The sequence below is a fragment of the Psychrobacter sp. Pi2-52 genome (assembly GCF_904846705.1).
Lineage (GTDB): Bacteria > Pseudomonadota > Gammaproteobacteria > Pseudomonadales > Moraxellaceae > Psychrobacter.
Genome location: NZ_CAJHBS010000021.1, coordinates 25,732 through 49,910, shown reverse-complemented (window position 1 = coordinate 49,910; position 24,179 = coordinate 25,732). Strand labels below are relative to the sequence as shown.

Genomic DNA, 24,179 nt, shown 5'->3' with positions numbered 1-24,179 from the left:
CAGAAAATTTTTCACAATTTTAGACTTAAACAAAAAAATGCGCCTGCTTCTCATTAAAAGTAGGCGCATTTTTTATGCTGAATACTATAGCATCTGATCGATTGCCATCTGTGTCAGTACGCGGCCACGAGCAGTACGCAGCACATAACCTTGTTGAATCAGATACGGCTCAATCACATCTTCAAGGGTTCCACGATCTTCAGCCATCGCTGCTGCCACCGCTTCAACACCAGCAGGACCACCATCGAAGCGCTCGTGCAATATTTCGATATAGCGTCTGTCTAGATGATCAAGACCGCGTCTATCCACTGCCAACATATCTAACGCGCTACCAGCAATCGCACCATTAATACTACCATCGCCTCTTACCTCGGCATAGTCACGTACGCGGCGTAATAGGCGGTTAGCAATCCTTGGTGTACCACGTGCACGGCGCGCAATCTCTACAGCGCCATCTTCACTCATTGGTACACGCATTAGACGTGCTGCGCGACTAACAATCGTCGTTAGATCAGCGATATTATAAAATTCGAGTCGCTGTACAATCCCAAAACGGTCACGTAGCGGTGACGTCAATAGCCCTGCTCTAGTTGTTGCTGCTACCAAGGTAAACGGTGGCAAATCAAGCTTGATAGAACGCGCAGCAGGCCCTTCACCAATCATAATATCTAATTGGAAATCTTCCATTGCTGGATAAAGGATTTCTTCAATAACCGAGCTTAGACGGTGAATTTCATCAATAAACAGCACATCACCCGCTTCTAGGTTGGTCAGCATGGCTGCCAAATCTCCTGGGCGCTCAAGCACAGGCCCTGAAGTAGAACGCAGATTACCACCCATCTCACGAGCGATGATATTGGCAAGGGTCGTCTTGCCCAGACCCGGTGGACCAAATATAAGTGTGTGATCTAGCGCTTCGTCACGGCCACGAGCAGCACCGATGAACACTTCCATCTGCTCACGCACCACCGGTTGACCAATATACTCGGCCAATAATGCTGGTCGGATATTGGCATCAGGAGCATCACTTGCGCCTTCTAGCGGATTAATTAAACGATCTTGCGTCATAGAATTTATCATTATATTAAAAAATTAGTTAACAAATAGCATAACCAAACGCTGCGCATAAGTCATGTAAAACCTTATTAAGCGAGCACTAAAACGAAAATAAGCGACATTCAATGTCGCTTATTAATTTGATACATTATGTAGTTGTCATCGATAGACGGCTAGTTACTATGAATTAAAAGCCAGATAGCTGTTGCAAAGTAGCTTTTAACAAGCCTTGAGTATCAGCAAAAGTATCTCCTTTACTCTTAGCAGCTTTAATCGCTAGCTGAGCTTCTTTTTCTTTGTAACCCAAGCTAATCAACGCGCCTTCTACTTCAGCGATGATACTACCTTCGTGAGAAATCGTAGTTTCCTGAGGCGTCAATTCAAACGCACCACTATCAACGTTGATATTCTTTAGCTTGTCTTTTAGCTCAATTAATAAACGTTGTGCCGTCTTTTTACCGATGCCAGGAATACGAGTTAATGCCGTTTCCGACTCTTGCTCGACGTGCATTTTCAGCTCAGCTGCTGACATTGCAGACAGCATAGCCAAGGCCATTTTTGCTCCAACACCATTAATTTTAATTAACTGGCGAAAGACATCACGTTCTTTTCGATCGATAAAGCCGTATAGCAACTGAGCATCTTCGCGAACATGGAAATGTGTCCAGATGCTAGCCTGCTCATTCAGCTGTAACTGACAAAATGAAGGCAATGGCAGTTCGATATCATAACCCACACCAGAGGTCGTCATGATACAAGCCGTCGGTGCCATCAAGTACTGCACCTGTCCGGTAATCAATCCAATCATTATTTACGACCTCTTATGTGGCATATTATAAAATCAGCTGCTACTTCATGATCAACAACTACGTTCTACAACACAGTCTTATTGGTAAAAGTTCACCATACCTTCAAGACTGGTTGGACGAATTTTATGTGCTTGACCTGCAGAGCCGAACGCTTCAAAACGATTGGTACAGATATCTGACATCGCTACCATAGACGCTTTGAAGTATTTGCGTGGATCAAATTCACTTGGATTTTTTGCAAGGAATTCGCGGATAGCGCCAGTTGATGCCAGACGTAAATCCGTATCGATGTTTACTTTACGCACACCATGCTTAATCGCTTCAACGATTTGCTCAACTGGCACGCCATAAGTTTCGCCGATATCACCGCCGTTTTCATTAATAACTTTTAGCCATTCTTGTGGCACTGATGAAGAACCATGCATGACCAAATGCGTGTTAGGAATACGGGCATGAATCTCTTTTACGCGCTCAATAGACAAGATATCGCCTGTCGGTGGACGTGTGAACTTATAGGCACCATGACTAGTACCGATAGCAATTGCTAACGCATCGACATTGGTATCTTTTACAAACTGCTCAGCTTCATCAGCACTGGTCAAAAGCTGCTCATGATCCAATACGCCTTCAGCGCCAGAACCGTCTTCTTCACCAGCCATACCAGTTTCAAGACTACCTAAACAACCGATTTCGCCCTCTACAGAGACACCGCAAGCGTGAGCCATCTTGACAACTTCGCGCGTGACGCTAGCGTTGTAGTCATAGTCCATTGGCGTTTTGCCATCTTCACCAAGTGAGCCGTCCATCATCACTGATGAAAAACCTAACTGGATTGAGCGTTGGCAGATAGCTGGCGACATACCGTGATCTTGATGCATTACTACTGGAATATGTGGCCATTCTTCGATCGCAGCGATAATCAAATGACGCAAAAATGCTGACCCTGCATAGTTACGTGCGCCTGCACTGGCTTGGACAATAACAGGTGAATCACAAGCATCCGCAGCCATCATGATTGCACGCATTTGCTCTAAGTTATTGACGTTAAAGGCAGGAACACCATAGCTGTGTTCAGCGGCATGATCTAGAAGTTGACGTAAGGATATTAGGGCCATAAGACGCTCTCTGATTAGATTTTGAATAGTATTTTAAAAAACAGCTTGATAGCAATCATTTCACTGTATATTCGACCATACTGACTGTACACAGGCTAGTAAAAATCTGAATGCTATTGGATATGATTACCACGCGGTGATTATAGCAAAAATTGTCCTGTCTTCGTAGCGGTTGACCGACTATTTGTCAGTCTATACCGTCTCTTGATATCAGTTTAATTTTATAAACTGATACTTTATAAAATGTAACAATGGCATACAACGCAAAAAGCCTTGGCAATCACCAAGGCTTTTCTAGTATTTTGAGGCTTATAAAGCAACGACCCTTTTTAAAAGTTATTTACCGATGATTATCTATCAATCGATATAATCCCAGTAAATCAGTCATTATAGTGCTTAGTTAATAGTGCTTAGTTATCGCGTAGCTTAGTACTGTTGCTCTGCATCAACTGCAACATCATTTGCGCCATCAGCAACAGCGTTAGCGCCATCAGCAACAGCTTCAGCAGTATTTTCAACCGCTGTATTAGTGCTTTCAGCGATAGCATCGCCAGTGTTTTCTAGAGCGTCTGTCGCAGCTGCACCAGCAGTGTCAGCGCCTTCGGCAACTTCAGTACCAGCGTCTTGAGCAGCAGCTTCGGCTTCAGCAGCAGCAGCTTCTGTTTCAGCGGCAGCAGCATCAACATTCGCAGCAGCATCATCGCCAGCAGATTCAACAGCAGCTTCAGTGTTTTCTTCTGTTTGTTGGCTACATGCAGTGATTGCAAAGGTACCAGCAAGTACGCTAGCAAGTAATAAATGACGTTTTAACATAATAAACCTCTCGTAAATAATGCATGTCAAAATACATGGTCGCGCTATTTTATAGAGTGCGAATCAGACATGCAATAATAATTTTCAGTATATAAATAAATAATTACTGCTTAATAATAATCGATGGCTATTGCGCTTACTTATGTCAATAAAAACAAGCAAATCAACAGCCAAAATATTATTTTTACAGACTACCTTAGTTGTTTAGAGTTAGTTGTACGTCTAATGTTACTAAGCTACAGAGTATCGTTAATTAGTTAGGCATCTATTTGCAGTGCAGCAACTGCCGGAAGTACTTTACCTTCTACAAACTCTAAAAACGCACCGCCACCTGTTGACATATAACTCACGCCTTCAGCAACTTGATATTTATCGATAGCTGCTAATGTATCACCGCCGCCCGCGATAGAAAAACTATCGCTGTCTTTTACAGCAATAGCTAATATCTGTGTGCCTTGCCCGAAAGCATCGACCTCAAATACACCCACTGGACCATTCCACAAAATGGTTTTTGCATTAATAATGGCATCGGCAAGCTGCTTTGCGCTTTCTGGTGCGATGTCCAATATCATGTCATTGTCACCGATTGCATCAACTGATTTGATCGTTGCGGTAGCTTTTTGCAATGAGCCAGTAAAGTCAGCGAAATCGATGTCATTTTTATCAGCGACTACGACGTACTCAGGCAGTAAGATTTCGGTTTTGGTCATAATGTCACGTGCAGTATCGAGCAAGTCTGCTTCGTACAATGAGGCGCCAACACTGTGTCCTTGTGCTGCTAAGAAAGTATTAGCAATACCCCCACCAACGATAATTTGCGTGCAAACTTCAGCCAAGCTGTGTAGCACTTCTAATTTGGTAGATACTTTTGATCCACCAACGATGGCAAGCATTGGCTGTGCTGGTGTTTCAAGTGCTAGGCTCAAAGCATCAAGTTCGGCGGCTAACAATGGCCCTGCACAAACGGTTTTGTCTGCTTGACGCATCGCTTGCGTAACACCCTCTGTTGATGCCTGTGCACGGTGCGCTGTACCAAAAGCATCCATCACAAATACATCGCACAAATCAGCGTACTTTTTCGCTAGCGTGGCATCATTTTTCTTTTCACCGTCATTGAAGCGTACATTTTCTAATAGAACCACTTCGCCCGATTTTACATTGGCACCTTGGGTAAGATAATCACTATTAAGACGTACAGGTGTCGATAGTTGCGAGCTTAATTTGTCCGTCAAATAGTCAGCAACCGGCGCTAATGAGTATACAGTTTCAGGATTGCCCTCTGTTGGGCGGCCTAAATGTGAGCAAACAATTACCGCAGCACCTTTTTCGAGCGCCATCTTGATGGTAGGAAGACTGGCTTGCAAGCGCGCATCGCTCGTGACCTTACCGTCCTTAATAGGCACATTTAAATCTTCTCGGATTAAGACCACTTTATCCGTTAAGTTCAACTCACTCATACGCAAAAAATTCATCACCTGCTCCTATGCATCAATATATCTGTTAATTTGCGATTACTATCGTTACTGATATGACCATTATAGTCAGCTCTATATAAATCAGATTCAGTGCTAAGCTCGATCAATCTACTATTTTGTAGCACTCTCGCTCGCCTGCCATATAGCCAAGCTATTTTATACCCGTGCTATATAGTAACTATCCACTTTATTAATTTTTAATGTTTTTTAACGCTTGGCTCTGACACCTATCAAACCACTCTGATGAGTCGATCAAGTGAGCAGAATTCAGCGGCGGTGTATTCTACCAGTTTTCTAGCGCAGTCTCACAAGCAACCTGACACAAATTTCAGCACGTTCAAAATATTTAGTCTAAATTCTCAGACTACTATTCAGCGGTAACAATTGCCGTTGCTAGCTTTGAGCATAGTCAATAAACCGTAACATTTCGTGGTGGTACTCAGCAGTCAAGCTCTTTATGATAGAAACATTGACAATAAAAATAATCCATTAGGAGAAAATAATGAGCATCAATTTAGACACTTCCAAGCAAAATCTATTAGAACTAAAAGATGAGTATGAGTCTCGCATTAATAAAATTGAAGATCACATTCAAAACCCGCAAGATGATCTTAATGAGCACTGGGAAGATCAGGCCATATCCTATCGTCAAAACGACATGCGCAAAAATTTGATGAGCGAGGCGCGTCAAAGCTTAATCTATGTCGAAAATGCATTGAGTCGAATTGAAAATGGTACTTATGGCGAGTGCGAAGTCTGCGGCGAGCCAATCGAAGAGCAACGCTTAGAAGCGCTACCCTATGCCACCTTATGTATGGAACACGCTGAGTAGCGCTGTCATATTAATATTCTATTGTAAGACTATTGCTACTCCAAAACCTCTCTAAGAAGAGTACTTCAAGTAGGTATTTTCCATTTAGAAAATGTCTGCTGCCATTCGTGACAGCGCTGAGCTATGTCTGCTACTGGCAAGTCCATGATATCCCCGACTACTGCCACAAGCGCAATGGGCAAATCTACTAAATCTGAGATATTTTCTGCGGTTAGCCCACCTATTATGCAGATTGGTATGCCTTGCTGACACCCTTCCACAAGCTGCTGACGCGAAATGATATTAGCATTTGGCTTAGTTGTAGAGGTAAATATTGCACCCATCGCAGCATAGCTTGCGCCGTCATTTTTTGCTTCTTTAATCAGCGCTACATCACCATGGCAGGTACGACCGATGATTTGATGCGGCGATAGAGACTGTAAAGCATCGCCGATACTGCCGTCTGTTTGTCCAAGATGCACCCCTACGCCAAGCCTTTCGGCTAACTTCACGTCATCATTAATAACAACTGGCACTTTGTACGTTTTAGCTAACGCAACAATTCTTTGCGCCTCATCAAAAAGCTTCAAAGCTCCATCAGGTAGACTAAGAACTTGCTTACGACGAATTTGTAATAGCGCAATCAATCCTGTCGATAAGGCTGCCTGTAGCTTTTGATATAACAGCTCAAACTCATCGTCGTTCGTCAATAGATATAGCTTAGGTGTAGGAGAAGAGAATGGTGAATGACCCATAGCGTGTATCCTTAATTCTTAAATTCAACACAATAAAAAAGCTGTTATATGATATAACAGCTTTTTTATATATTTAGAACAGATAGCTTATACTGTACGACGTGTAGCCAAACTATTTAAGATATTTTTAGCATCGCCCCAACGTGTTGCTGAGCTGTTTGCTCCTAAGATAACAATAATTGCAGGACGATTATTGACCCGAGTTTCCATCACAACACAACGTCCGGCTTCATTGATAAAGCCTGTCTTAGAGATACCGATTGGATAGCTGCCGTCACGGACCAACGTGCTAGTATTACTGGCTTTATAGGTGCGGTTACCGCTTGAGTAGTTTGAGACGAAAAAGTCATAGCTCTTAGTGGTAGAAAAACGACGAATCACATCATAGTTACCAGCGGCACGTACCATCTTAACCAAATCTTTTGACGAAGCTACGTTACGCTTATCAAGTCCAGTTGGATCGCCGAAAAACGCCGTATTCATACCCAAGTCTTGCGCTTTACGATTCATTGCACGCATAAAGGCATCATAGCCACCTGGGTAATTACGCGCTAGACTCTTCGCTGCTGGATTTTCAGACTTCATCAACGCCATTAATAGCATCTCAGCACGGTTTAAACGATCACCTGATTTCAAACGCGAGCTTGCACGCTTGGGACCAACGAAATCTTCTGGATCAAGCGTGATTTCTTCACGCATATCAAGGCCTGCATCCAACACGACCATCGCCGTCATGACTTTAGTGATACTGGCCATCGGGCGTGCGATATCAGCATCTTTTTCGTAAATAGATTCGCCAGTTTCAGCATCGATCACCGCAACACTACGTGAATCAGTACTAATCGGAATCATATCGCTGCTACCAAATGCCCCGCGATAGGTTGTGTTATAGCGAGCACTATTGGTGTTATTACTACTAGCAAAACTATTAGTATTCGTAATATTGGTAGTACCATAGCCATTATCGACTTTCTTAATAGCAGAGCCGTTGGACTTGTACATTATGTTGCGGGCTTCAGACAAACTATCAGCGCCGCCCCAACTCAGGCGTGCACTAGAGGCAGTGTCAGTGCTACCATTAATTGTAAGTGCGGCTTGTGCAACACTGCCCAAACTCAATGAAATCATAGCAGCGATCAATTGCTGTTTGGTTAATGGTAGTTGCTTCATTATGCCTCCTGCTGTCGCTATTACGCCAGTTACATATTGTCTGACGCCAAAAACGTACGTAGCGTTTATAGATGTGTTTGTAAGTACTCACATAGAGCTTTTGTATTTTTAGTGTATCATGGTTTACATTTAAGTTTAATCTATCAAACTGATTTAGTAGTTTTTTTTGGCTTCATTCAAACTTTGCTACAACCAATTTATATTATAGAAACATCAATTCACACTGCAGCAATATAATTTAACTTCGAATGTTATGATTACTCGTATTTTGTTATATTAATCGGTAGTATTTTGAATATACAAAGATAACAAGAATGGTTGAAATATATTCGTTTTTTATACTATTTGAACCTAATAAAGCGTTCATTCTGACAATCAATAAAGAGTATGGTTATGATTAAAGTATTAGTGGTAGATGATCATGATTTGGTACGGATGGGTATTAGCCGTATGTTGTCAGACAGCCCCGATATTGAAGTGGTAGGTGAAGCAGACAGCGGTGATATGGCTATCAAACAAGCCAAACAACTACATCCTGATGTGATTTTGCTAGACGTCAATATGCCGAATATTGGCGGGCTCGAAGCAACCAAACGTCTGATACAACTCGACATGGGTATCAAGATTTTGGCGGTCAGTAGTATGTCTGCACAGCCCTATCCTTCAATGCTGATCAAAGCAGGTGTAAATGGTTACATTACCAAAGGCACGCCGCTTGATGAAATGATACGTGCGGTCAAAAAGATTTATCAAGGAGGTCGCTATTTCAGCCAAGATGTTGCTGAACAGTTAGCAGATGTTCTGTTATCTGATAACGCAAACTCACCTTTTGACTTATTGAGTGACAGAGAAAAACAAGTGGCCATGATGGTTGTTAATTGTCAGAGTCCTCAGCAAATAGCCGATCAATTATTTGTTAGCGTCAAGACCATTAATACGTATCGCTACCGTATTTATGAAAAAGTTGGGGTTGATAGTGATGTTAAATTGACCCATTTGGCCATTCGTCATGGTCTGATTCAACCATAAACCATTCTAGCGTTTATTTTATTACGGCCAGTTTATGAACCCTGCTACCAATTCTAGCTCTGTCATTATCCAATATATACATCATGATGATACGCTTCCTCTGTCGATGTTGCGTAAGTTGGGGCTGATCTATAGCAGCTATCGCTTCGTCGTTAGCCTGTTCTCTATGCTCATGCTATACATTAGTGCCCGTACTGGTGATGGCACTTCTTTACCGAGTTTTTTACAACAAACGACTCTAAGCTTCTATGTACTGTTAAGTTTGATATTACTTGGGTTATTTTATGTCGTTAGAAAACATATGCGCCGCCAACTGGCATTCGGACTGGCCTTAGACGTTATTATATTAAGTTTACTGCTCTACACGACAGGCAACCCTGATTTGCAGTTAACCATGCTATACATGGTGGTCGTCGCAGCTAGCTTTATGCTACTACATGGCTCACAAGCGTTGGTTATTACTTTACTTGCCATCATTCTCGTTATTTATCAGCAGTTTTTTTACGCTATTGCTAATAGCATGAGTCTAGCTAATCTAGGTGATGCGCTACTGATGTCAGCGAGTTTTTTGGCAGTGGGCGGTTTGAGTTGGTCTATCTCTCAACGATTGGTACAGCTTGAGAAAGTCGCGGCAAACCATGCTAAGGAAGTCGAGCGACTCAACGTGATTAATCAAGAAGTTATCACGCAGATGGTGAATGGTGTCATCGTTATCGATAAGCAACATATTGTCTTAGCAAATCTTGCCGCACATCAGTTGCTGAGTCTTTCGCCTATCACAGCGCAGAATACCTTTGACGATACAAAAGAAACTCAGAACAAAGCACTTCTCTCTAATTTCGAGCAGCAACTCAATAAGCAGCATTCACAGTTGTTTAATGCCTGCTTGTCGGTAGCATCTGGGCAGTCACGCGCTTTTACCTACGACGTGCCAGCTGTGGCAAATGCCTCAATATTTGGCAAATTACGTGTACAAATTATTCCACTAAAAGACGATAGTAAGCTTGTCATATTAGAAGATTTACGCCGTGAGCAAGCCAGTGCTCAACAGTTGAAACTGGCTTCTTTAGGGCAATTAACTGCCAGTATTGCCCACGAAATCAGAAACCCATTAGCAGCGATATCGCAAGCCAGTCAACTATTAATGGAAGATGTTGCAGAACAAATGGAAGATGACAGTGCATTAACAAGTGAATCGAATGCTGCCATAACCGGCAACCATGAGCTTTATGAGATGATATTTTCACAGACAAAGCGTGTAAACCGTATCATCGAAGATATTTTAAAGCTGTCTCGTCAGCAGACGGCTACCCAACAGGTGCTCGAATTGGCTGAATGGATGCCATCGTTTTTGAAGAATTACTTTCAAGGACACGACATTTTTCTACGAATAAAAACCAAACCCATCATATCATTTGATACTCATCAGTTAGAGCAGATATTGATCAACTTAATCAACAATGGCCTGCGTTATAGCAGCTATGCTCATCCTCATGCTTATGTAGAAATCGACATTTACTGCGCAGACAACGATGTTATAATCGATATATTAGATAATGGTGATGGTGTTAGTACTGGAAATTTCGAACTTTTGTTCGATCCATTTTTTACAACAGATAAAGCTGGTACAGGACTGGGGCTCTATTTATCACAAGCATTTTGTGAAGCCAATCAAGCACGTTTACTCTATGTTCCTGAACATGAGAAAACATGCTTTCGATTAATTGTACCTTCTATTAAATCTGATAATAAATTTCAAACTATCGAAGAAAATCTTACCTAAATTTACCTTTTGAAAGCTATTACGCCCATTTAGACCCAGCTATTGATTTTATAGCCATAAAATACGATGAGATGATGTATGACAACAACTGCGCTAGTCGTCGATGATGAAGTAGATTTATGTCGATTGATGCAAATTACCCTGACTAAAATGGGTATCAAAAGTGATGTGGCTTATACATTGTCGCAAGCAAGAACATTTTGGCAAGACAATAATTACGATTTTTGTCTGACGGATTTAAAACTACCAGATGGCTCGGGACTTGAGCTGGTAAAAGAAATTAGCGATAGCTCTAATATTCCAATAGCGGTGATTACGGCTCATGGCAGCATGGATTTGGCTATTGAGGCGTTAAAACTCGGTGCCTTTGATTTTGTCAATAAGCCGCTGGAACTACCACGTTTGCGCCAACTGGTAGAGAATGCCTTAAAAGTTATTCATCAAGATAACGAAGTACAGGCCGCACCAGAATGCTCTCCTGAACAAAAAATGCTAGATAGTAGGTTGATTGGTAATTCTGCTGTCATGCATCCCCTCAAAAACACTATTTTAAAGCTAGCACGCTCACAGGCACCTGTGTTTTTATCGGGCGCTTCTGGCACAGGTAAAGAAGTGGTCGCCAGATTGATCCATGATTTAAGTCCACGGCGTGATGGCAGCTTTGTACCAGTGAACTGCGGTGCGATACCATCGGAGTTAATGGAGTCGGAATTTTTTGGTCATAAAAAAGGCAGCTTTACAGGGGCTGTCGCTGATAAACAAGGGTTATTCCAGCAAGCCAATGGCGGCACGTTATTTTTAGATGAAGTGGCAGACTTACCTTTAGCCATGCAGGTTAAATTGTTACGTGCCATTCAAGAAAAAACAGTAAGGGCAATTGGTGATACAAAAGAAGTGCCTGTAGACATCCGCATTTTGTCTGCCACTCACAAGGACTTGAGCCAATTGGTACAGGATGGTGCGTTTAGACAAGATTTGTATTATCGCATCAATGTCATTGAGCTAAAGCTTCCAACGCTTAATGCACGCCGTGATGACATCCCTGTGTTGGCAGACCACTTTTTGGCTATGATTTCTAATGATTGGCAATTAGAGTCGCCGCCGTCATTGACAATGGAAGCTTGCGAACGCTTACAATGCCACGATTTTGCGGGTAATGTTCGTGAACTACGCAACTTACTGGAGCGTGCAGTTACGTTAGCTGAAACTTCATACATAGACGTTAGTCATTTAGGTCTTCCTGACATTGACCCTGAGCTTGTAAATATGCAAGAGCAAAATCATAGCTCAGCTATCGATAGCTCTGAGCTACCTGACCGTAACGTAGAAAATCATATAGACGTTCAATCTACAGGCCAATCAACAAAGAACGGCGAGCAAGTCATTCAATCTAGTAACAATACAACGACGCAGGTTGAGCAAAGACAGACCAATTTACATCCCTATCGTACTAACACCAACCACTACCCCTCAATGGTACAGCATTCGTCAGCTAGTAATAACAGTTCGTCAACCAACGTAGCAAGTACTCATGGCAAAGAGTCGCTCCTTGACTCCACCGCCCAACAAGAAACTTCTAAAGACATATCAGGTTTACCAGAATTGTTCGACGGTCAATTACCGCCTCAAGGGTTAGAGCATTATTTGCAGGAACAAGAAAAGCAGCTGATTATCACGGCACTCAAACAAACTGGCTGGAACAAAACCCAAGCAGCTGAATTATTAGGAACCACCTTTCGCTCTTTACGCTACCGTATGAAAAAGCTCGAAATTTCTGAAGATGCGTTCGACTAGTTTCTTTTGAACGTCATCATCAAATATTTTTAAGCGTTGAATGGTATGTGCTGTTAATTAATTGCTACGAAATTCTATTCTTTCGTAGCATTTTTTCTAACAAAGCGAATGCCAGAACCAAGCGCGCGCGCCTTTACTATTTCTAATGCTTGCTGCTCCCACGTGTTCTCGCTGCCTGATAAAGTCACATCAGGTTCTACGCCGATCTCGTCTATTTGTTTGCCTGCTACCGTCATATAATTGGCCACAGTCAATTTGACGGCTTGCTCATCGTTTAACGGTATGACTGATTGTACTGAGCCCTTGCCATAGCTAACTTCACCGATAATAGTAGCGCGTTTTTGTGCTTGTAAACTACTGGCAAGCACCTCTGCTGCTGATGCTGAATAGCGGTTTTGCAATACCACTAATGGCAAAGGTTTAAGTATCGCATCACCTTGGGTCGATAGTACCCGTGATTTATTTTGACGTGCTTGCACCTGCACTACATCGGTATCATCCATAAATAAACTGGCCACGCTCACTGCTGATGTCAGTACGCCACCTGGATTATCACGCATATCTAGTAAAATGCCTGATATCGGAGCGTTTAGGTTAATTAAACCTTCTAGTAATTTTTCACGGCTGTTGTTTTGAAACGCCGGTAATTTGACAATGGCAATGCCATCAACCAGTTTGGTCTCGATAATCTGCGGATGACTATTATTACGCTGCAACGTCGTTGTGTGCTTACGGCGACCAGCTTTGGAAGTAACAATATCTACCTGCGTACCGGCAATACCTGTCAAAAGCTGCTCAACGTCATTGACCTGTCGCCCGTCGTCTAGCTTAAACTCATCAACTTGATGCAAATAATCACCAACTGCGATGCCTTTTCTGTCTGCAGGTGAATCATCGATAACCTCTGTCACGACCCAATATCCTGCCTCTGGTCGGTAATTAACCTTAATACCAATATCACCAACGTCACCCTCAGTAAAAGCACGCAGGTTCTCATAAGCTTCTGCGTCCAAAAACTCAGCATGGCTGTCAAGTTTGGTCAGCATACCGCTCATCGCATTGCTAAATAACTCTTCGTCATTGACCGCATCGACGTATTGACGACGTACTAAATCTACCACAGCCACAAATGTCTTTAGCGTCTCAGGAGAGATAGCATTTAACGATACTTGTGCAACTTCTGCTGGAATGTCCGTATCAATATCATCGGCATCATCTGTTAGCGCGCTTTCATCTGGCACACTATCTATCGAGTCATCTGGCTCATCGGCGACATCTAACATATCAGCAATATTCGATAAATTATCAGCGTCGTTTTCATCCGCTATCTCATCTGCATTTAGACTAATGAGCTGTAAACCGTTTGTAGGATTATTATTATTTGTAGAAGCTTCCACTGCTGCTTGTGCATTTACGCCCATCGCACAACCAAGCACACCTATTATAATTGCAGGCTGCAAAACCGTGGACACGACTGATGCCTTCCCTACTGATTTACTTAACCCTTTGGATAAAAAAGAACGTGCAAAAGAAATAGGCTGCATAAAAGAACTCATTTGAATAATAGAGAATACGAATTTATCGTTATATAGCGACTTATAAGATAGCACCAAACGCATATTTCGAACTAGCATAGTATTGCAAGTAAATTAAGTAAAATGTATCACAAAAAAAGGAAAGGATAATAGGTTATCCTTTCCCTTTTAATATCTTCTGGTACAGCTAACGAATTGATATAAACCACAGTCATTCAAGTACTGTGGTTTAACTCGACTGGCTTAGACTGCTGGAACCAATAAGCTCTCACCCGTCATCTCAGCAGGGGCGTCGACGTTCATCAATGATAAAATAGTCGGTGCCACATCACTAAGTTTACCGCCACGGCGTACTTGCAACTTTTGATCACCTACGTAAATTAATGGTACATGCTCTGTCGTATGCTGTGTATGTACTTGACCACTTTCATAGTCTTGCATCTGCTCGCAGTTACCATGATCGGCTGTGATAAGCATGTCACCACCAGCTGCTCGGACTGCTGACTCGATACGGCCAACACATACATCTAAAGCCTCTACCGCTTTTACCGCTGCATCAAAGATACCTGTGTGTCCAACCATATCACCATTGGCATAATTGACCACCAATACATCATACTTACCAGACTCAATTGCTCCTACTAATTTATCAGTGACTTCAGGCGCGCTCATCTCAGGCTGTAGATCATAAGTCGCAACGTCTGGAGATGGCACTAAAATACGAGTTTCACCCTGATACTCTTCTTCGCGGCCACCACTAAAGAAAAACGTCACATGCGCATATTTTTCAGTTTCAGCGATTCGCAGCTGGGTTTTTCCTTGATCCTGTAAGTACTCTCCCAATGTATTGGCCAAAGACGTTGGGTAGTAAGCAATGCTGGTTTTTGGATTGTCAGCTAGGACATCTGAATACTTAGTTAGCATCACAAACGCCGCCAGTTTTGGCTGTTTTTGACGCGCAAATCCAGAAAACTCATGATCTGGCAATACAAACGCTTGGGCAAGCTCACGAGCACGGTCAGCACGGAAATTCATAAAAATAAGTGCGTCGTTATCGTTAACAGTATATGGCACTTCATCACGTCCAATTACGGTCGTTGGACTGACAAACTCATCGGTCTCACGCGCTTTATAAGCAGCTTGAACAGCGCCATCTGCCCGTGTCGATAGACGATCAGCTTTACCTTCAGTAATCAGCTCATAAGCTTTTTGCACTCTATCCCAACGATTGTCGCGATCCATTGCATAGTAGCGACCGATGATACTCGCAATCTGTACGCGACCACCTTCGTAATGAGCATTCAATTTATCAATATAGTCGCGCAGACGATTGATGTACTTATCAGCAGATTTAGGCGGGGTATCACGGCCATCTAAGAAACAATGAATAAAGACATTCTTGGCACCATGGACCAATGCTGAATGACACATGCCTTCGATATGGTCTTGATGAGAGTGAACGCCGCCATCAGAAAGCAAGCCCATAATATGGACATTACCGCCACGTTCATTGGCCGCTTTTACCGCATTGACCAATGCTTCGTTCTTATAAAATTCACGATTGGCAAGCTCACTTGAGATACGAGTTGAGTCCTGATAAAGAACACGCCCCGCCCCTAAATTCATGTGACCGACTTCTGAATTACCAAACTGACCATCTGGCAAACCAACATCTTCCCCTGAAGCAGAAATCAGGCCATGAGGGTATTGCTGATAAATCTTGTTTAAATTTGGCATATTAGCGGCAGCGATGGCGTTATCTTTATCTTCTTCACGATGACCAAAGCCGTCCAATATCATCAAGACATGTGGTATCTTTTTATTCTGTGCACCGTCTTGGTTATTGCTAAGCTGTGTTTTATTATTATCAATAGAGTCTGATGCTTGTTGGGTACTGGTCATATATTACCGCTCCTCGAGTGAATGAACGCCTATAATGCTGTGTAAGGGAATATAAAGCCCTCTATATTAACACACATCTTGAAATAGCTGAAAAACTGAGCATTTTTCGTGAGTTTATGAACAATTTTATAGAGTTAGCTTGCTGTAGTTTTTCTAGATAATGCAATATGAATGCGGCCAATTAACCAAGCTACGTATCAATCTGTAATTCAGACTTGCAATCACTCTTTTCATTGGTTAAGATAAAACTATTCTGAAGTGTTGGCTAGTAGATGTTTATTCCCTGAGCCGATAATGCTTTACCAGGATGTGGTACCTATTGTCTCATTGTGTATGCCTGCACCGCTTGCGGTGTATCAGGAAACCTGCAGAGATGATGACGCATCCGCCCTGAACTTCACGGTTCATGGGTCACCATCTTACAGCGGCACTTCGGTTGTTTCATTCGGTTAGTAAATATATTTCTTATAATTTATTTACTACCACTAAAAAGCCCCTTTCGTCATCGACGAGAGGGGCTTTTTTTATGCTTACGATTTAACTGAATAGTTATTCGTCATTAGCAGACTTGGTAATTTTCTTTACATCTTTAGGGATGTTTTTGGCAGTACCATCAACCGTAGTATGCTGTTTAAACACGTCACCAAATGGGTTTTGCTGCTGTTGACCAAACGGATTCTGGCCATTCATGCCACCTGCGCCACCGAACGGGTTTTGACCGCCCATACCACCAGCACCGCCAAATGGATTTTGACCACCACCCATTTGACCACCCATCTGCTTCGCCATCATTTCCATCATTTTTTGCTGATTATTCATGACATAATTATTGGCCAAGTCTTTTAGCTTTTTCTGCACAGGTGGCAATACCACCAACAGCGCCATCAAATCACTAAGTACCCCAGGAATAAGCAATAAAATACCTGCAGCTGCCATCGCGATACTCTTAATCATCGTGGTCTCTGGCGGACGCATCGCAGGGTTCATCATGCCACCAGCTTTCATTTGCTGTGCCATTGGATTAAGAGCAGCCATACCTTTGCGCATCAAAGAGATACCGATAACCGCGGCGATAATAAACCACATAAACACCCACCAGCCGCTCATAAACTGAGCAAGCAAATACCACAGTAGCATCTCGATAATAAACCAAACGATGGCTATACCAACTATCTGACCCATAAAGTGTCGTCCTATAAAATAAAAACCAATAAATTGAGCGCCATGAAAATTAAAATGGCTAGCATATGATGTATATGGGGATTGGTTGCTATACTATCAAACTTAAGGCTAATTTTTAAGCCATATAGTCGGTACAATATAATTTGGATACAAGGAAGACAAACGTCAGTGCTACTAGCAGTAGGCTAAGCGAGTCTGACTCCATATCCGATTTCTATAGGACTGAATATAAAATGACAGGTAAGCAAGACGGAATATTATGGCAATTATTATAGGCATTGACCCAGGGTCACGCATGACCGGTTATGGGATAGTACAGCAGACAGGTGACAAGCTGACCTATATCGATGCAGGGACGATTCGTACAGATACCAAAGAGATGCCTGAACGCCTCAAGCGTATCTTTAATGGACTAACCCGTATCACACAGCATCATTTAAAATATGCTGACGAGCCTATCTATACAGCGATTGAGCAAGTATTTATGGCAGAAAACCCTGACTCCGCACTTAAGCTCGGGCAAGCGAGAGGTGCAGCGATTGCAGCAATGGTTGCACTAGATTTAGAAGTGTCAGAATATACGGCTCGGCAAATCAAACAAGCCGTCTGTGGCTATGGAGCGGCGGCCAAAGAACAAGTACAGGAGATGGTGTGCCGGATATTAGCGTTAGAAGTTGTACCGCAACAAGATGCTGCCGATGGTCTTGCCTGCGCCATCTGTCATGCTCACTCAAGCCATTCAATGAACAAACTGATATTGAATAGCGCCATGCGTGGCCGCGGTGCTTCTAAGAAGAAAGGTCGTTGGCGCTTGACTGAAGAAGATTTGGGTAACTTACGTTAAAGATCAGCGTTAAAATAGCTAGGTGTTAGAGCAAACAATCGTCAAAATAGATAACCAGTAAATTAGACATCCCATAAAAAACACGCGCTATTAGACGCGTGTTTTTTATGACTATGAGCATTTCAAATGCTCAAACTATAATAGACTACTCTACAACTAAACTTTCAATCACAGCATCTAATATATAAGCATACTTTTCATCAGCAGTATCATCTTTAGTTGGCTCATTAGTCTCTGATAGTTCATCGATGTTTAGCGGATAGCGTTGTAAGCGCAATACTTCTTCGTGTTTGCTGTCATGCTGATAGCCATCGATCTCACCAACGAATACTCGCCACTGTCCTTCGTGAGTTTTAATACCTTGATCATTGTAGGTGATAGGTTTAACTTGTAGACACTGCTCAGAGTTACCTGCTTCGCAAGGTACTGTTTCGGAGTTTACTGCCCAAAACACTGTTTCACCCTTACTGTTATATTTCGCTTGTGCAGTAAGCCTACCATTCCAAACCAGAGTCACATCATCGTCAGTAAACTGGGTCAATACTGGATTATCGCCTTGATCAATTTTGAACTCACTACTGCCCTGCATCAAAGTGTTCAAGATGTTTTCAGCCAAATCTAGCTCGCCACAAGACATCTTCGTACTCATACCCTCTTCAGTAGTTAAGGTATGCCCTTTTAACTGATAGCCAGCACTAATCGTATTACAGCCTACGCTATAGCTTAGCGTATCTTGCCCTTGATACTGGTTGAATGCAAGCGTTACCTGACTGTTGATATTCGCAAATTCAGCCATAGGTTGTTCATTGGCATCGACTGCATTTACTAACGTCCAACGATGATGAGATAAGGTGGTCGTCAGCTTGTCTTGAGCAGTTAGTTCAACAGGTTCAGATTCGTCTGATGTAGGGCTCATACTAGATACCAGACCTTCACTTACGGCTAAGTCTGTCATCTCGCCAGCTTCAGCACCCTCTAATGTATCATTTTCGCTAGACGCCGCTTCTTTTTGACACGCACTTAGCATCAGACTAACTGCCATCATACTGGATAATAGCAGTAATTTTAACGTTGGCTTATTTCGGCTACCTACCATATTACATACCTCTTAGTAAGCTTGTACAACTTATCTCGCGTACCATCTATATTTTAAAAAACCTATTCAAAAGAAGTCATAATTTAAAAACAGTCCTCTTTAATAAATAATTTAGAAATATAATTGATATAACTAAGCTAGACTAACCACTATAACCTTGGCACTATTAACCTATGTAACGAAATGTTGATTTTTATTATATTTCATAAAAAAACAGCTAACGATTGAGGTTAGCTGTTTTGCTTTATAGCGATCAATTTACCAAATAGGTTAATAGATAAATTTTATGATTTAAACTATTTTTCTAGGGCGTATCCTCATTTTAAAAATGGTGATAAAAATGAGATAAATGGCAGTCAAACAAGGAAAATAGCGCAGATAATATCGAGATATTAGTCAGCTATTTGACGCCATTTGGCAAGATTTAGCCATTTTTAACCCATTTAGATAACTATCGATTGAATTGAGGACACGCCCTAGAACCTTTTAGTCATTCACACTGGCAGGTTTGGCTTTAGCCATGTTTTTGATACTAAAGCGCTCGTTCATCATTTGATAAAAACGGGCTAAGTTTTTGCCTTGCTCATTAGGATCAACCTTGAGCACTTTACCAAAATCTAAGCCCAAATACAGCACGATATCTGCAAAGCTCAATTGCTCACCCACCAGATACTCACGACCTTCTAGGATTGTCTCAAAATACCCCATGGCTTTGACAGCACGGGCAATTGATGGCGCAACAAATTCTGGCACTTGTTCAACACGCTGGGCTTTAGACGGATGACTGTGCTGAAACGCTAGCATGAAATTATACATCACCTCAAACTCAGCAATACGGCGCATCGAGCACACTTGGGCACGCTGTATCACGTCATTGCCCATAACAGAACGCTCACCATAGACGCGATCCAGATACTCACAAACTGCCTGAGAATCATTCAATACCGTACCATCATCTAAGGTCAAAACAGGTACGGTCTGCATCGGATTCATTTGCGTAAAGGCTTCTGACATTTGCTCATTTGCCGCAAAATCAATATCAATCACATCCACATCATCCATGTCATCGACATCGATACCTTTTGAAGCCAATAAGATAAGCGCTTTACGCGGATTGGGCGCTGTACGGGTAATATATAGTTTTTTCATAGCAAACTCCTTGTAAGAATGATTGGACAGCGATTTGGCGCTGATACGCCTTATTATGATGGTGGCACTAATGAGCACCTATCTATTGATACTCCATACCATAGTTATAGCCTACTCTGACCGTCATGGCAAAGGCTTATTATTCATGAGGTAAAAATAGCAAAAGCCCCATAACCTTGAGTCATGGGGCTTTATTTAATCACATTTATACATCAGTCTAATTATTTGTTTGGTGCAGGTGTGGTACGTAGATACGGTTTAATCTCTTTGTGACCTTTAGGATAATTAGCAGCGATATCTTCGTTTTTCACGCTTGGAGGAATGATAACGTCGTCGCCATCTTTCCAATCAACAGGCGTTGCTACGTTATATTCATCAGACAATTGCATCGCATCAATCACACGGATAATCTCATCAAAGTTACGGCCACAACTGGCTGGATAAGTCAGTGTTAAGCGTACTTTTTTCTTAGGATCAATAATAAACACACTTCTGACCGTCGCTGTATTGTCAGCATTTGGATGAATCATGTCATAAAGATCTGCAACCTTGCGCTCAGGGTCTGCAATGATAGGGAAATTGACAGCAGTACCTTGGGTTTCTTCAATGTCACTTACCCAACCTTTATGATCTTCTAAACCATCAACCGATAGCGCAATTGGTTTAACATTGCGCTTCTGGAACTCACCGCCTAGTGCTGCGGTACGACCAAGCTCAGTGGTACATACTGGGGTAAAGTCTGATGGATGTGAGAAAAAAACCACCCAATGATCGCCTGCCCACTCGTGAAAATTAATATCGCCTTCTGTGGTCGCAGCGTCAAAGTTTGGTGCGGTATCGCCTAAACGTAAATGTGCCATGCTTTATTCCTTAGCTATGTGAATGAACGCTTGTATCGACACGTCGGCCTCGCGTTCTATTATTGTCATCGACGTGCTCAGCTATCAAATATAACATAAAGCACATCCGTAAAAACTGACTTTATCTTAACAAACTGGTTATGAATGTCTTGTGACGGATTGTAATGCGGTTATTCCATTTACCTCTAAGCTGATGGACAAATTTTTTAATGAATTTTTATGGACAAGCAGCTTTGATAAATAATTAAACCACCATACCTGCATCCCATAAGCAAAACTCGCACTATAATCATACTTAACTTTATAACTACACACAAAAAAACCCATCCCTAGCGTACTAGAAATGGGCTAACTTATAAACTACTATTGTTCAGTATTATTTCAAAATATTCATTTGGATAAGGATACTTTTAAATACTAAGCCAACATAAATTAAGCTGGCTTATAGCTATCACGTAAGCTAACGATTTGGTTAAATACTGGCTTATCAGTGCTGTGATCTTCGCTGTCAGAGATGAAGTAACCTTCACGCTCAAACTGGAAGCGCGTGCCAGCATCTGCATTGACCAAAGATGGTTCAACTACTGCATTTAGCTCAGTGAGCGAGTTCGGGTTTAGCGCTTGATGAACATCAGCGACGCCACTTGGGTCCTCAGCACTGAATAGCTGCTCGTACATGCGTACTGTCGCTGGCACACCTTGACTGGCTGATACCCAATGAATCACACCTTTGACCTTGCGACCCTCAGGGTTGTTGCCCAAAGTAGCAGGATCAATCGTCGCTTTTAGCTCAACGACATTGCCATTTTCATCAGTGATATGCTCAGTGACGGCTAACACATAGGTGTTACGCAGACGAATCTCTGGCTTTTCTGGAGAGAGACGCTTGTAGCCTGCTGGCGGTTCAATCTCATAATCACCTTGATCGATGTATAGCGTCTCGGTAAACGGAATCTCACGCTCGCCCATATCGACGTTAGGATGGTTTGGCTGAGTCAACCAAAGCGTCTGAGTCGCATCGTCAAAACGCGCATTAACGCTATCGGCTTTTTGTGACTCCCAACTGCTTACCGCCTCGCTAAAGTTAGTGATCGTCACTTTCAATGGCTTTAGGACTGCCATACCGCGACCAGTAGTTGTCTCTAACGATTGACGAACACTAAACTCTAGTAAACGGAAATCAACCACACTATCCGCTTTGGTCACACCCACACGCTCACAAAAATCACGCAAGCCCTCTGGCGTATAACCACGGCGACGCATGCCAGCAACGGTCGGCATACGGGGATCATTCCAACCACTAACGATACCTTCATCTACCAGTTGCTTTAACTTACGCTTACTGGTCAATGTATGATCAACGTTTAAGCGGCTAAACTCGTACTGATGCGGCGGTACGTCAAAGCCGATTTTTTCGATAACCCAATCATAAAATGGACGATGATCTTCAAACTCAAGCGTGCATAATGAATGGGTAATCCCTTCTAACGCATCCGAGAGTGGATGAGCAAAATCATACATCGGATAGATGCACCATTTATCACCAGTCTGATGATGCGCTTGATGCATCACGCGATAGATAACAGGATCACGTAGGTTCATATTTGGGCTGGCCATATCAATCTTGGCACGCAAAATAGCCTTTCCTTCAGCGTATTTACCATCTTTCATATCGTTGAAAAGCGCTAGGTTTTCTTCAACACTGGCATCACGATATGGTGAAGGCGTTCCCGCTTCATTAAATGAGCCGCGGTTTTCTTTGATTTGCTCAGGGGTTTGCAAATCAACATAAGCGTCGCCTTGCTCAATCAACTGAACTGCCCATGCATGCAACTGATCGAAATAACCTGAGGCATGATGCGCCTCGCCTGCCCACTCAAAACCTAACCACTGCACATCGTTCTTAATATTGTCGATGTAATCTTGCTTCTCAGCAGTTGGGTTGGTGTCATCAAAACGTAGGTTGCACACACCACCAAACTCTTTGGCCACACCAAAGTTTAAGCAGATAGATTTCACATGGCCTAAATGCAGGTAGCCATTTGGCTCAGGCGGAAAGCGCGTTACAATTTGCTGATATTTTTGCGCATTGACATCGTCACGAATGATATTACGAATAAAATCGTTTTTTGGTTCATCTTTTTGTGCATTGTTGCTTGAGTGATCACTCATCGGGCATTGCTCCTAACGCAAATTGTCAATTCATGGTGCGTGTCATCACGCATCACAAAACGTTTAAACTAAAGTATTAAAATAAAACGAGAATATTAAAATAAAGCGAGAATATTAAAACTTAGATAGTGCGACCGCATTATCAAAATTTGTCAAAAATGGGTAAAGTTGCGTTATTCTATCAGGTTTCGCAAACGCATTAACAGCCTGATACATGACACGGGATAAAAAAGCCGTTAGACTACCCGTAACTTTTTAACCACCACTCACAATAGTGCTATTTAAGGCGCTGCAATCAAAAAGGAATATCCCATGGTAGACATGCCACCAGTAGTAGAACTTGAAACCAATATGGGTGCGATCGTTATCGAACTCAACGAAGAAAAAGCACCGAAAACCGTAGAAAACTTTTTAAACTACGTAAAATCTGGTCAGTATGACGGTACAATTTTCCATCGCATCATTGATGGTTTCATGATTCAAGGCGGCGGAATGGACGCTGAGATGAATGAAAAACCAACCAATGCGCCTATCGAAAACGAAGCGGACAATGGTCTAAAAAATGACAAAGGTACTATCGCAATGGCGCGTACCCAAGATCCGCATTCAGCGACTAGCCAGTTCTTCATCAACGTAAAAGACAACGACTTCCTAAACCACTCTGGCAAAAACATGCAAGGTTGGGGTTACACCGTATTTGGTAAAGTAACAAGTGGTATGGACGTTATCGAGAAAATGCGCAGCGTACCAACTGGTCGTTTCGGCATGCATGCTGATGTGCCAAAAGAGCCAGTTGTTATCAACTCAGCAACCATTATTACTCAGTAAT

The 24,179-nt window shown here is 42.4% G+C and carries 20 protein-coding genes and 1 other RNA gene; 7 read left to right on the top strand and 14 right to left on the bottom strand.

Features of this window, described 5'->3' with window-relative positions; translation table 11 throughout:
• Positions 1-84: 84 nt before the first annotated feature.
• The 5 genes from ruvB to JMY00_RS11110 all read right to left on the bottom strand — a co-directional run bounded on the left by ruvB (position 85) and on the right by JMY00_RS11110 (position 5,265).
• Complete coding sequence (gene ruvB / locus JMY00_RS11130; RefSeq protein ID WP_057760949.1) at positions 85-1,068, bottom strand: Holliday junction branch migration DNA helicase RuvB; 984 nt, start codon at positions 1,066-1,068, stop codon at positions 85-87.
• 175 nt (positions 1,069-1,243) lie between these two features.
• Positions 1,244-1,864, bottom strand: coding sequence for a Holliday junction branch migration protein RuvA (gene ruvA / locus JMY00_RS11125; RefSeq protein ID WP_201580193.1), 621 nt, complete (start codon positions 1,862-1,864; stop codon positions 1,244-1,246).
• A 78-nt stretch (positions 1,865-1,942) separates the two neighbouring features.
• Positions 1,943-2,980 carry a class II fructose-bisphosphate aldolase gene (fba, locus tag JMY00_RS11120; protein WP_057760953.1) on the bottom strand — a complete coding sequence of 346 codons (1,038 nt, stop codon included), beginning with the start codon at positions 2,978-2,980 and terminating at the stop codon, positions 1,943-1,945.
• A 426-nt stretch (positions 2,981-3,406) separates the two neighbouring features.
• Complete coding sequence (locus JMY00_RS11115; protein ID WP_201580192.1) at positions 3,407-3,793, bottom strand: hypothetical protein; 387 nt, start codon at positions 3,791-3,793, stop codon at positions 3,407-3,409.
• A 257-nt stretch (positions 3,794-4,050) separates the two neighbouring features.
• Complete coding sequence (locus tag JMY00_RS11110) at positions 4,051-5,265, bottom strand: phosphoglycerate kinase (RefSeq protein ID WP_201580191.1); 1,215 nt, start codon at positions 5,263-5,265, stop codon at positions 4,051-4,053.
• A 505-nt stretch (positions 5,266-5,770) separates the two neighbouring features.
• Between JMY00_RS11110 and JMY00_RS11105 the strand changes: the two genes are divergently transcribed.
• Positions 5,771-6,100 (top strand): TraR/DksA C4-type zinc finger protein, encoded by a 330-nt coding sequence (locus tag JMY00_RS11105; protein WP_102092925.1) that lies wholly within the window; start codon positions 5,771-5,773, stop codon positions 6,098-6,100.
• Positions 6,101-6,165: 65 nt separating this feature from the next.
• Here JMY00_RS11105 and JMY00_RS11100 read toward each other — a convergent pair whose 3' ends face one another.
• Both JMY00_RS11100 and JMY00_RS11095 read right to left on the bottom strand, forming a co-directional pair.
• Positions 6,166-6,834: a thiamine phosphate synthase gene (locus tag JMY00_RS11100; protein WP_201580190.1), complete on the bottom strand. Its 669-nt coding sequence runs from the start codon at positions 6,832-6,834 to the stop codon at positions 6,166-6,168.
• A gap of 87 nt (positions 6,835-6,921) precedes the next feature.
• A complete protein-coding gene (locus tag JMY00_RS11095) occupies positions 6,922-8,004 on the bottom strand; it encodes a serine hydrolase (RefSeq protein ID WP_057760963.1) in 1,083 nt (360 codons plus the stop codon).
• A gap of 393 nt (positions 8,005-8,397) precedes the next feature.
• On the opposite strand from JMY00_RS11095, the gene JMY00_RS11090 reads away from it, so the two are divergent.
• The 3 genes from JMY00_RS11090 (at position 8,398) to JMY00_RS11080 (ending at position 12,610) form a co-directional block, all read left to right on the top strand.
• Positions 8,398-9,033: a response regulator gene (locus tag JMY00_RS11090; RefSeq protein WP_101206382.1), complete on the top strand. Its 636-nt coding sequence runs from the start codon at positions 8,398-8,400 to the stop codon at positions 9,031-9,033.
• A 34-nt stretch (positions 9,034-9,067) separates the two neighbouring features.
• Positions 9,068-10,816 carry an ATP-binding protein gene (locus JMY00_RS11085; protein WP_201580189.1) on the top strand — a complete coding sequence of 583 codons (1,749 nt, stop codon included), beginning with the start codon at positions 9,068-9,070 and terminating at the stop codon, positions 10,814-10,816.
• Between the two features lie 78 nt (positions 10,817-10,894).
• Positions 10,895-12,610, top strand: a complete 1,716-nt coding sequence (locus JMY00_RS11080) for a sigma-54 dependent transcriptional regulator (RefSeq protein WP_201580188.1) — start codon at positions 10,895-10,897, stop codon at positions 12,608-12,610.
• A gap of 74 nt (positions 12,611-12,684) precedes the next feature.
• On the opposite strand, the gene JMY00_RS11075 is transcribed toward JMY00_RS11080, so the two are convergent.
• Both JMY00_RS11075 and gpmI read right to left on the bottom strand, forming a co-directional pair.
• Complete coding sequence (locus tag JMY00_RS11075) at positions 12,685-14,154, bottom strand: S41 family peptidase (RefSeq protein WP_201580187.1); 1,470 nt, start codon at positions 14,152-14,154, stop codon at positions 12,685-12,687.
• A 234-nt stretch (positions 14,155-14,388) separates the two neighbouring features.
• The gene (gene gpmI, locus JMY00_RS11070) at positions 14,389-16,047 is read right to left on the bottom strand and encodes a 2,3-bisphosphoglycerate-independent phosphoglycerate mutase (RefSeq protein WP_201580186.1); all 1,659 of its coding nucleotides are present in this window, start codon (positions 16,045-16,047) and stop codon (positions 14,389-14,391) included.
• A gap of 247 nt (positions 16,048-16,294) precedes the next feature.
• Here gpmI and ssrS point away from each other — a divergent pair.
• A non-coding RNA gene (gene ssrS / locus JMY00_RS11065) (6S RNA) lies at positions 16,295-16,490 on the top strand.
• 106 nt (positions 16,491-16,596) lie between these two features.
• On the opposite strand, the gene JMY00_RS11060 is transcribed toward ssrS, so the two are convergent.
• Entirely contained in the window at positions 16,597-17,229 is a 633-nt protein-coding gene (locus JMY00_RS11060) for an FxsA family protein (RefSeq protein WP_057760971.1), read from the bottom strand.
• Positions 17,230-17,488: 259 nt separating this feature from the next.
• Here JMY00_RS11060 and ruvC point away from each other — a divergent pair, with 259 nt between their 5' ends.
• Positions 17,489-18,073 (top strand): crossover junction endodeoxyribonuclease RuvC, encoded by a 585-nt coding sequence (ruvC, locus tag JMY00_RS11055; protein WP_057760973.1) that lies wholly within the window; start codon positions 17,489-17,491, stop codon positions 18,071-18,073.
• A 145-nt stretch (positions 18,074-18,218) separates the two neighbouring features.
• Here ruvC and JMY00_RS11050 read toward each other — a convergent pair whose 3' ends face one another.
• The 4 genes from JMY00_RS11050 to JMY00_RS11035 all read right to left on the bottom strand — a co-directional run bounded on the left by JMY00_RS11050 (position 18,219) and on the right by JMY00_RS11035 (position 23,350).
• Positions 18,219-19,169 (bottom strand): META domain-containing protein, encoded by a 951-nt coding sequence (locus JMY00_RS11050; RefSeq protein ID WP_201580185.1) that lies wholly within the window; start codon positions 19,167-19,169, stop codon positions 18,219-18,221.
• 486 nt (positions 19,170-19,655) lie between these two features.
• Positions 19,656-20,318 (bottom strand): glutathione S-transferase family protein, encoded by a 663-nt coding sequence (locus JMY00_RS11045; protein WP_201580184.1) that lies wholly within the window; start codon positions 20,316-20,318, stop codon positions 19,656-19,658.
• A 221-nt stretch (positions 20,319-20,539) separates the two neighbouring features.
• Complete coding sequence (locus tag JMY00_RS11040) at positions 20,540-21,178, bottom strand: peroxiredoxin (RefSeq protein WP_201580183.1); 639 nt, start codon at positions 21,176-21,178, stop codon at positions 20,540-20,542.
• Between the two features lie 432 nt (positions 21,179-21,610).
• Positions 21,611-23,350 carry a glutamine--tRNA ligase/YqeY domain fusion protein gene (locus JMY00_RS11035; protein WP_201580182.1) on the bottom strand — a complete coding sequence of 580 codons (1,740 nt, stop codon included), beginning with the start codon at positions 23,348-23,350 and terminating at the stop codon, positions 21,611-21,613.
• Positions 23,351-23,662: 312 nt separating this feature from the next.
• On the opposite strand from JMY00_RS11035, the gene JMY00_RS11030 reads away from it, so the two are divergent.
• Positions 23,663-24,178 carry a peptidylprolyl isomerase gene (locus JMY00_RS11030; RefSeq protein WP_057760980.1) on the top strand — a complete coding sequence of 172 codons (516 nt, stop codon included), beginning with the start codon at positions 23,663-23,665 and terminating at the stop codon, positions 24,176-24,178.
• Position 24,179: the final 1 nt, after the last annotated feature.

Coding starts and splice junctions, on each gene's coding strand:
- JMY00_RS11050 (WP_201580185.1), bottom strand. CDS start 19,169: ATGGTAGGTAGCCGAAATAAGCCAACGTTAAAATTACTGCTATTATCC.
- JMY00_RS11090 (WP_101206382.1), top strand. CDS start 8,398: ATGATTAAAGTATTAGTGGTAGATGATCATGATTTGGTACGGATGGGT.
- ruvA (WP_201580193.1), bottom strand. CDS start 1,864: ATGATTGGATTGATTACCGGACAGGTGCAGTACTTGATGGCACCGACG.
- JMY00_RS11085 (WP_201580189.1), top strand. CDS start 9,068: ATGAACCCTGCTACCAATTCTAGCTCTGTCATTATCCAATATATACAT.
- JMY00_RS11105 (WP_102092925.1), top strand. CDS start 5,771: ATGAGCATCAATTTAGACACTTCCAAGCAAAATCTATTAGAACTAAAA.
- JMY00_RS11040 (WP_201580183.1), bottom strand. CDS start 21,178: ATGGCACATTTACGTTTAGGCGATACCGCACCAAACTTTGACGCTGCG.
- fba (WP_057760953.1), bottom strand. CDS start 2,980: ATGGCCCTAATATCCTTACGTCAACTTCTAGATCATGCCGCTGAACAC.
- JMY00_RS11115 (WP_201580192.1), bottom strand. CDS start 3,793: ATGTTAAAACGTCATTTATTACTTGCTAGCGTACTTGCTGGTACCTTT.
- JMY00_RS11080 (WP_201580188.1), top strand. CDS start 10,895: ATGACAACAACTGCGCTAGTCGTCGATGATGAAGTAGATTTATGTCGA.
- JMY00_RS11095 (WP_057760963.1), bottom strand. CDS start 8,004: ATGAAGCAACTACCATTAACCAAACAGCAATTGATCGCTGCTATGATT.
- ruvC (WP_057760973.1), top strand. CDS start 17,489: ATGGCAATTATTATAGGCATTGACCCAGGGTCACGCATGACCGGTTAT.
- gpmI (WP_201580186.1), bottom strand. CDS start 16,047: ATGACCAGTACCCAACAAGCATCAGACTCTATTGATAATAATAAAACA.
- JMY00_RS11045 (WP_201580184.1), bottom strand. CDS start 20,318: ATGAAAAAACTATATATTACCCGTACAGCGCCCAATCCGCGTAAAGCG.
- ruvB (WP_057760949.1), bottom strand. CDS start 1,068: ATGACGCAAGATCGTTTAATTAATCCGCTAGAAGGCGCAAGTGATGCT.
- JMY00_RS11060 (WP_057760971.1), bottom strand. CDS start 17,229: ATGGGTCAGATAGTTGGTATAGCCATCGTTTGGTTTATTATCGAGATG.
- JMY00_RS11075 (WP_201580187.1), bottom strand. CDS start 14,154: ATGCAGCCTATTTCTTTTGCACGTTCTTTTTTATCCAAAGGGTTAAGT.
- JMY00_RS11100 (WP_201580190.1), bottom strand. CDS start 6,834: ATGGGTCATTCACCATTCTCTTCTCCTACACCTAAGCTATATCTATTG.
- JMY00_RS11110 (WP_201580191.1), bottom strand. CDS start 5,265: ATGAATTTTTTGCGTATGAGTGAGTTGAACTTAACGGATAAAGTGGTC.
- JMY00_RS11030 (WP_057760980.1), top strand. CDS start 23,663: ATGGTAGACATGCCACCAGTAGTAGAACTTGAAACCAATATGGGTGCG.
- JMY00_RS11035 (WP_201580182.1), bottom strand. CDS start 23,350: ATGAGTGATCACTCAAGCAACAATGCACAAAAAGATGAACCAAAAAAC.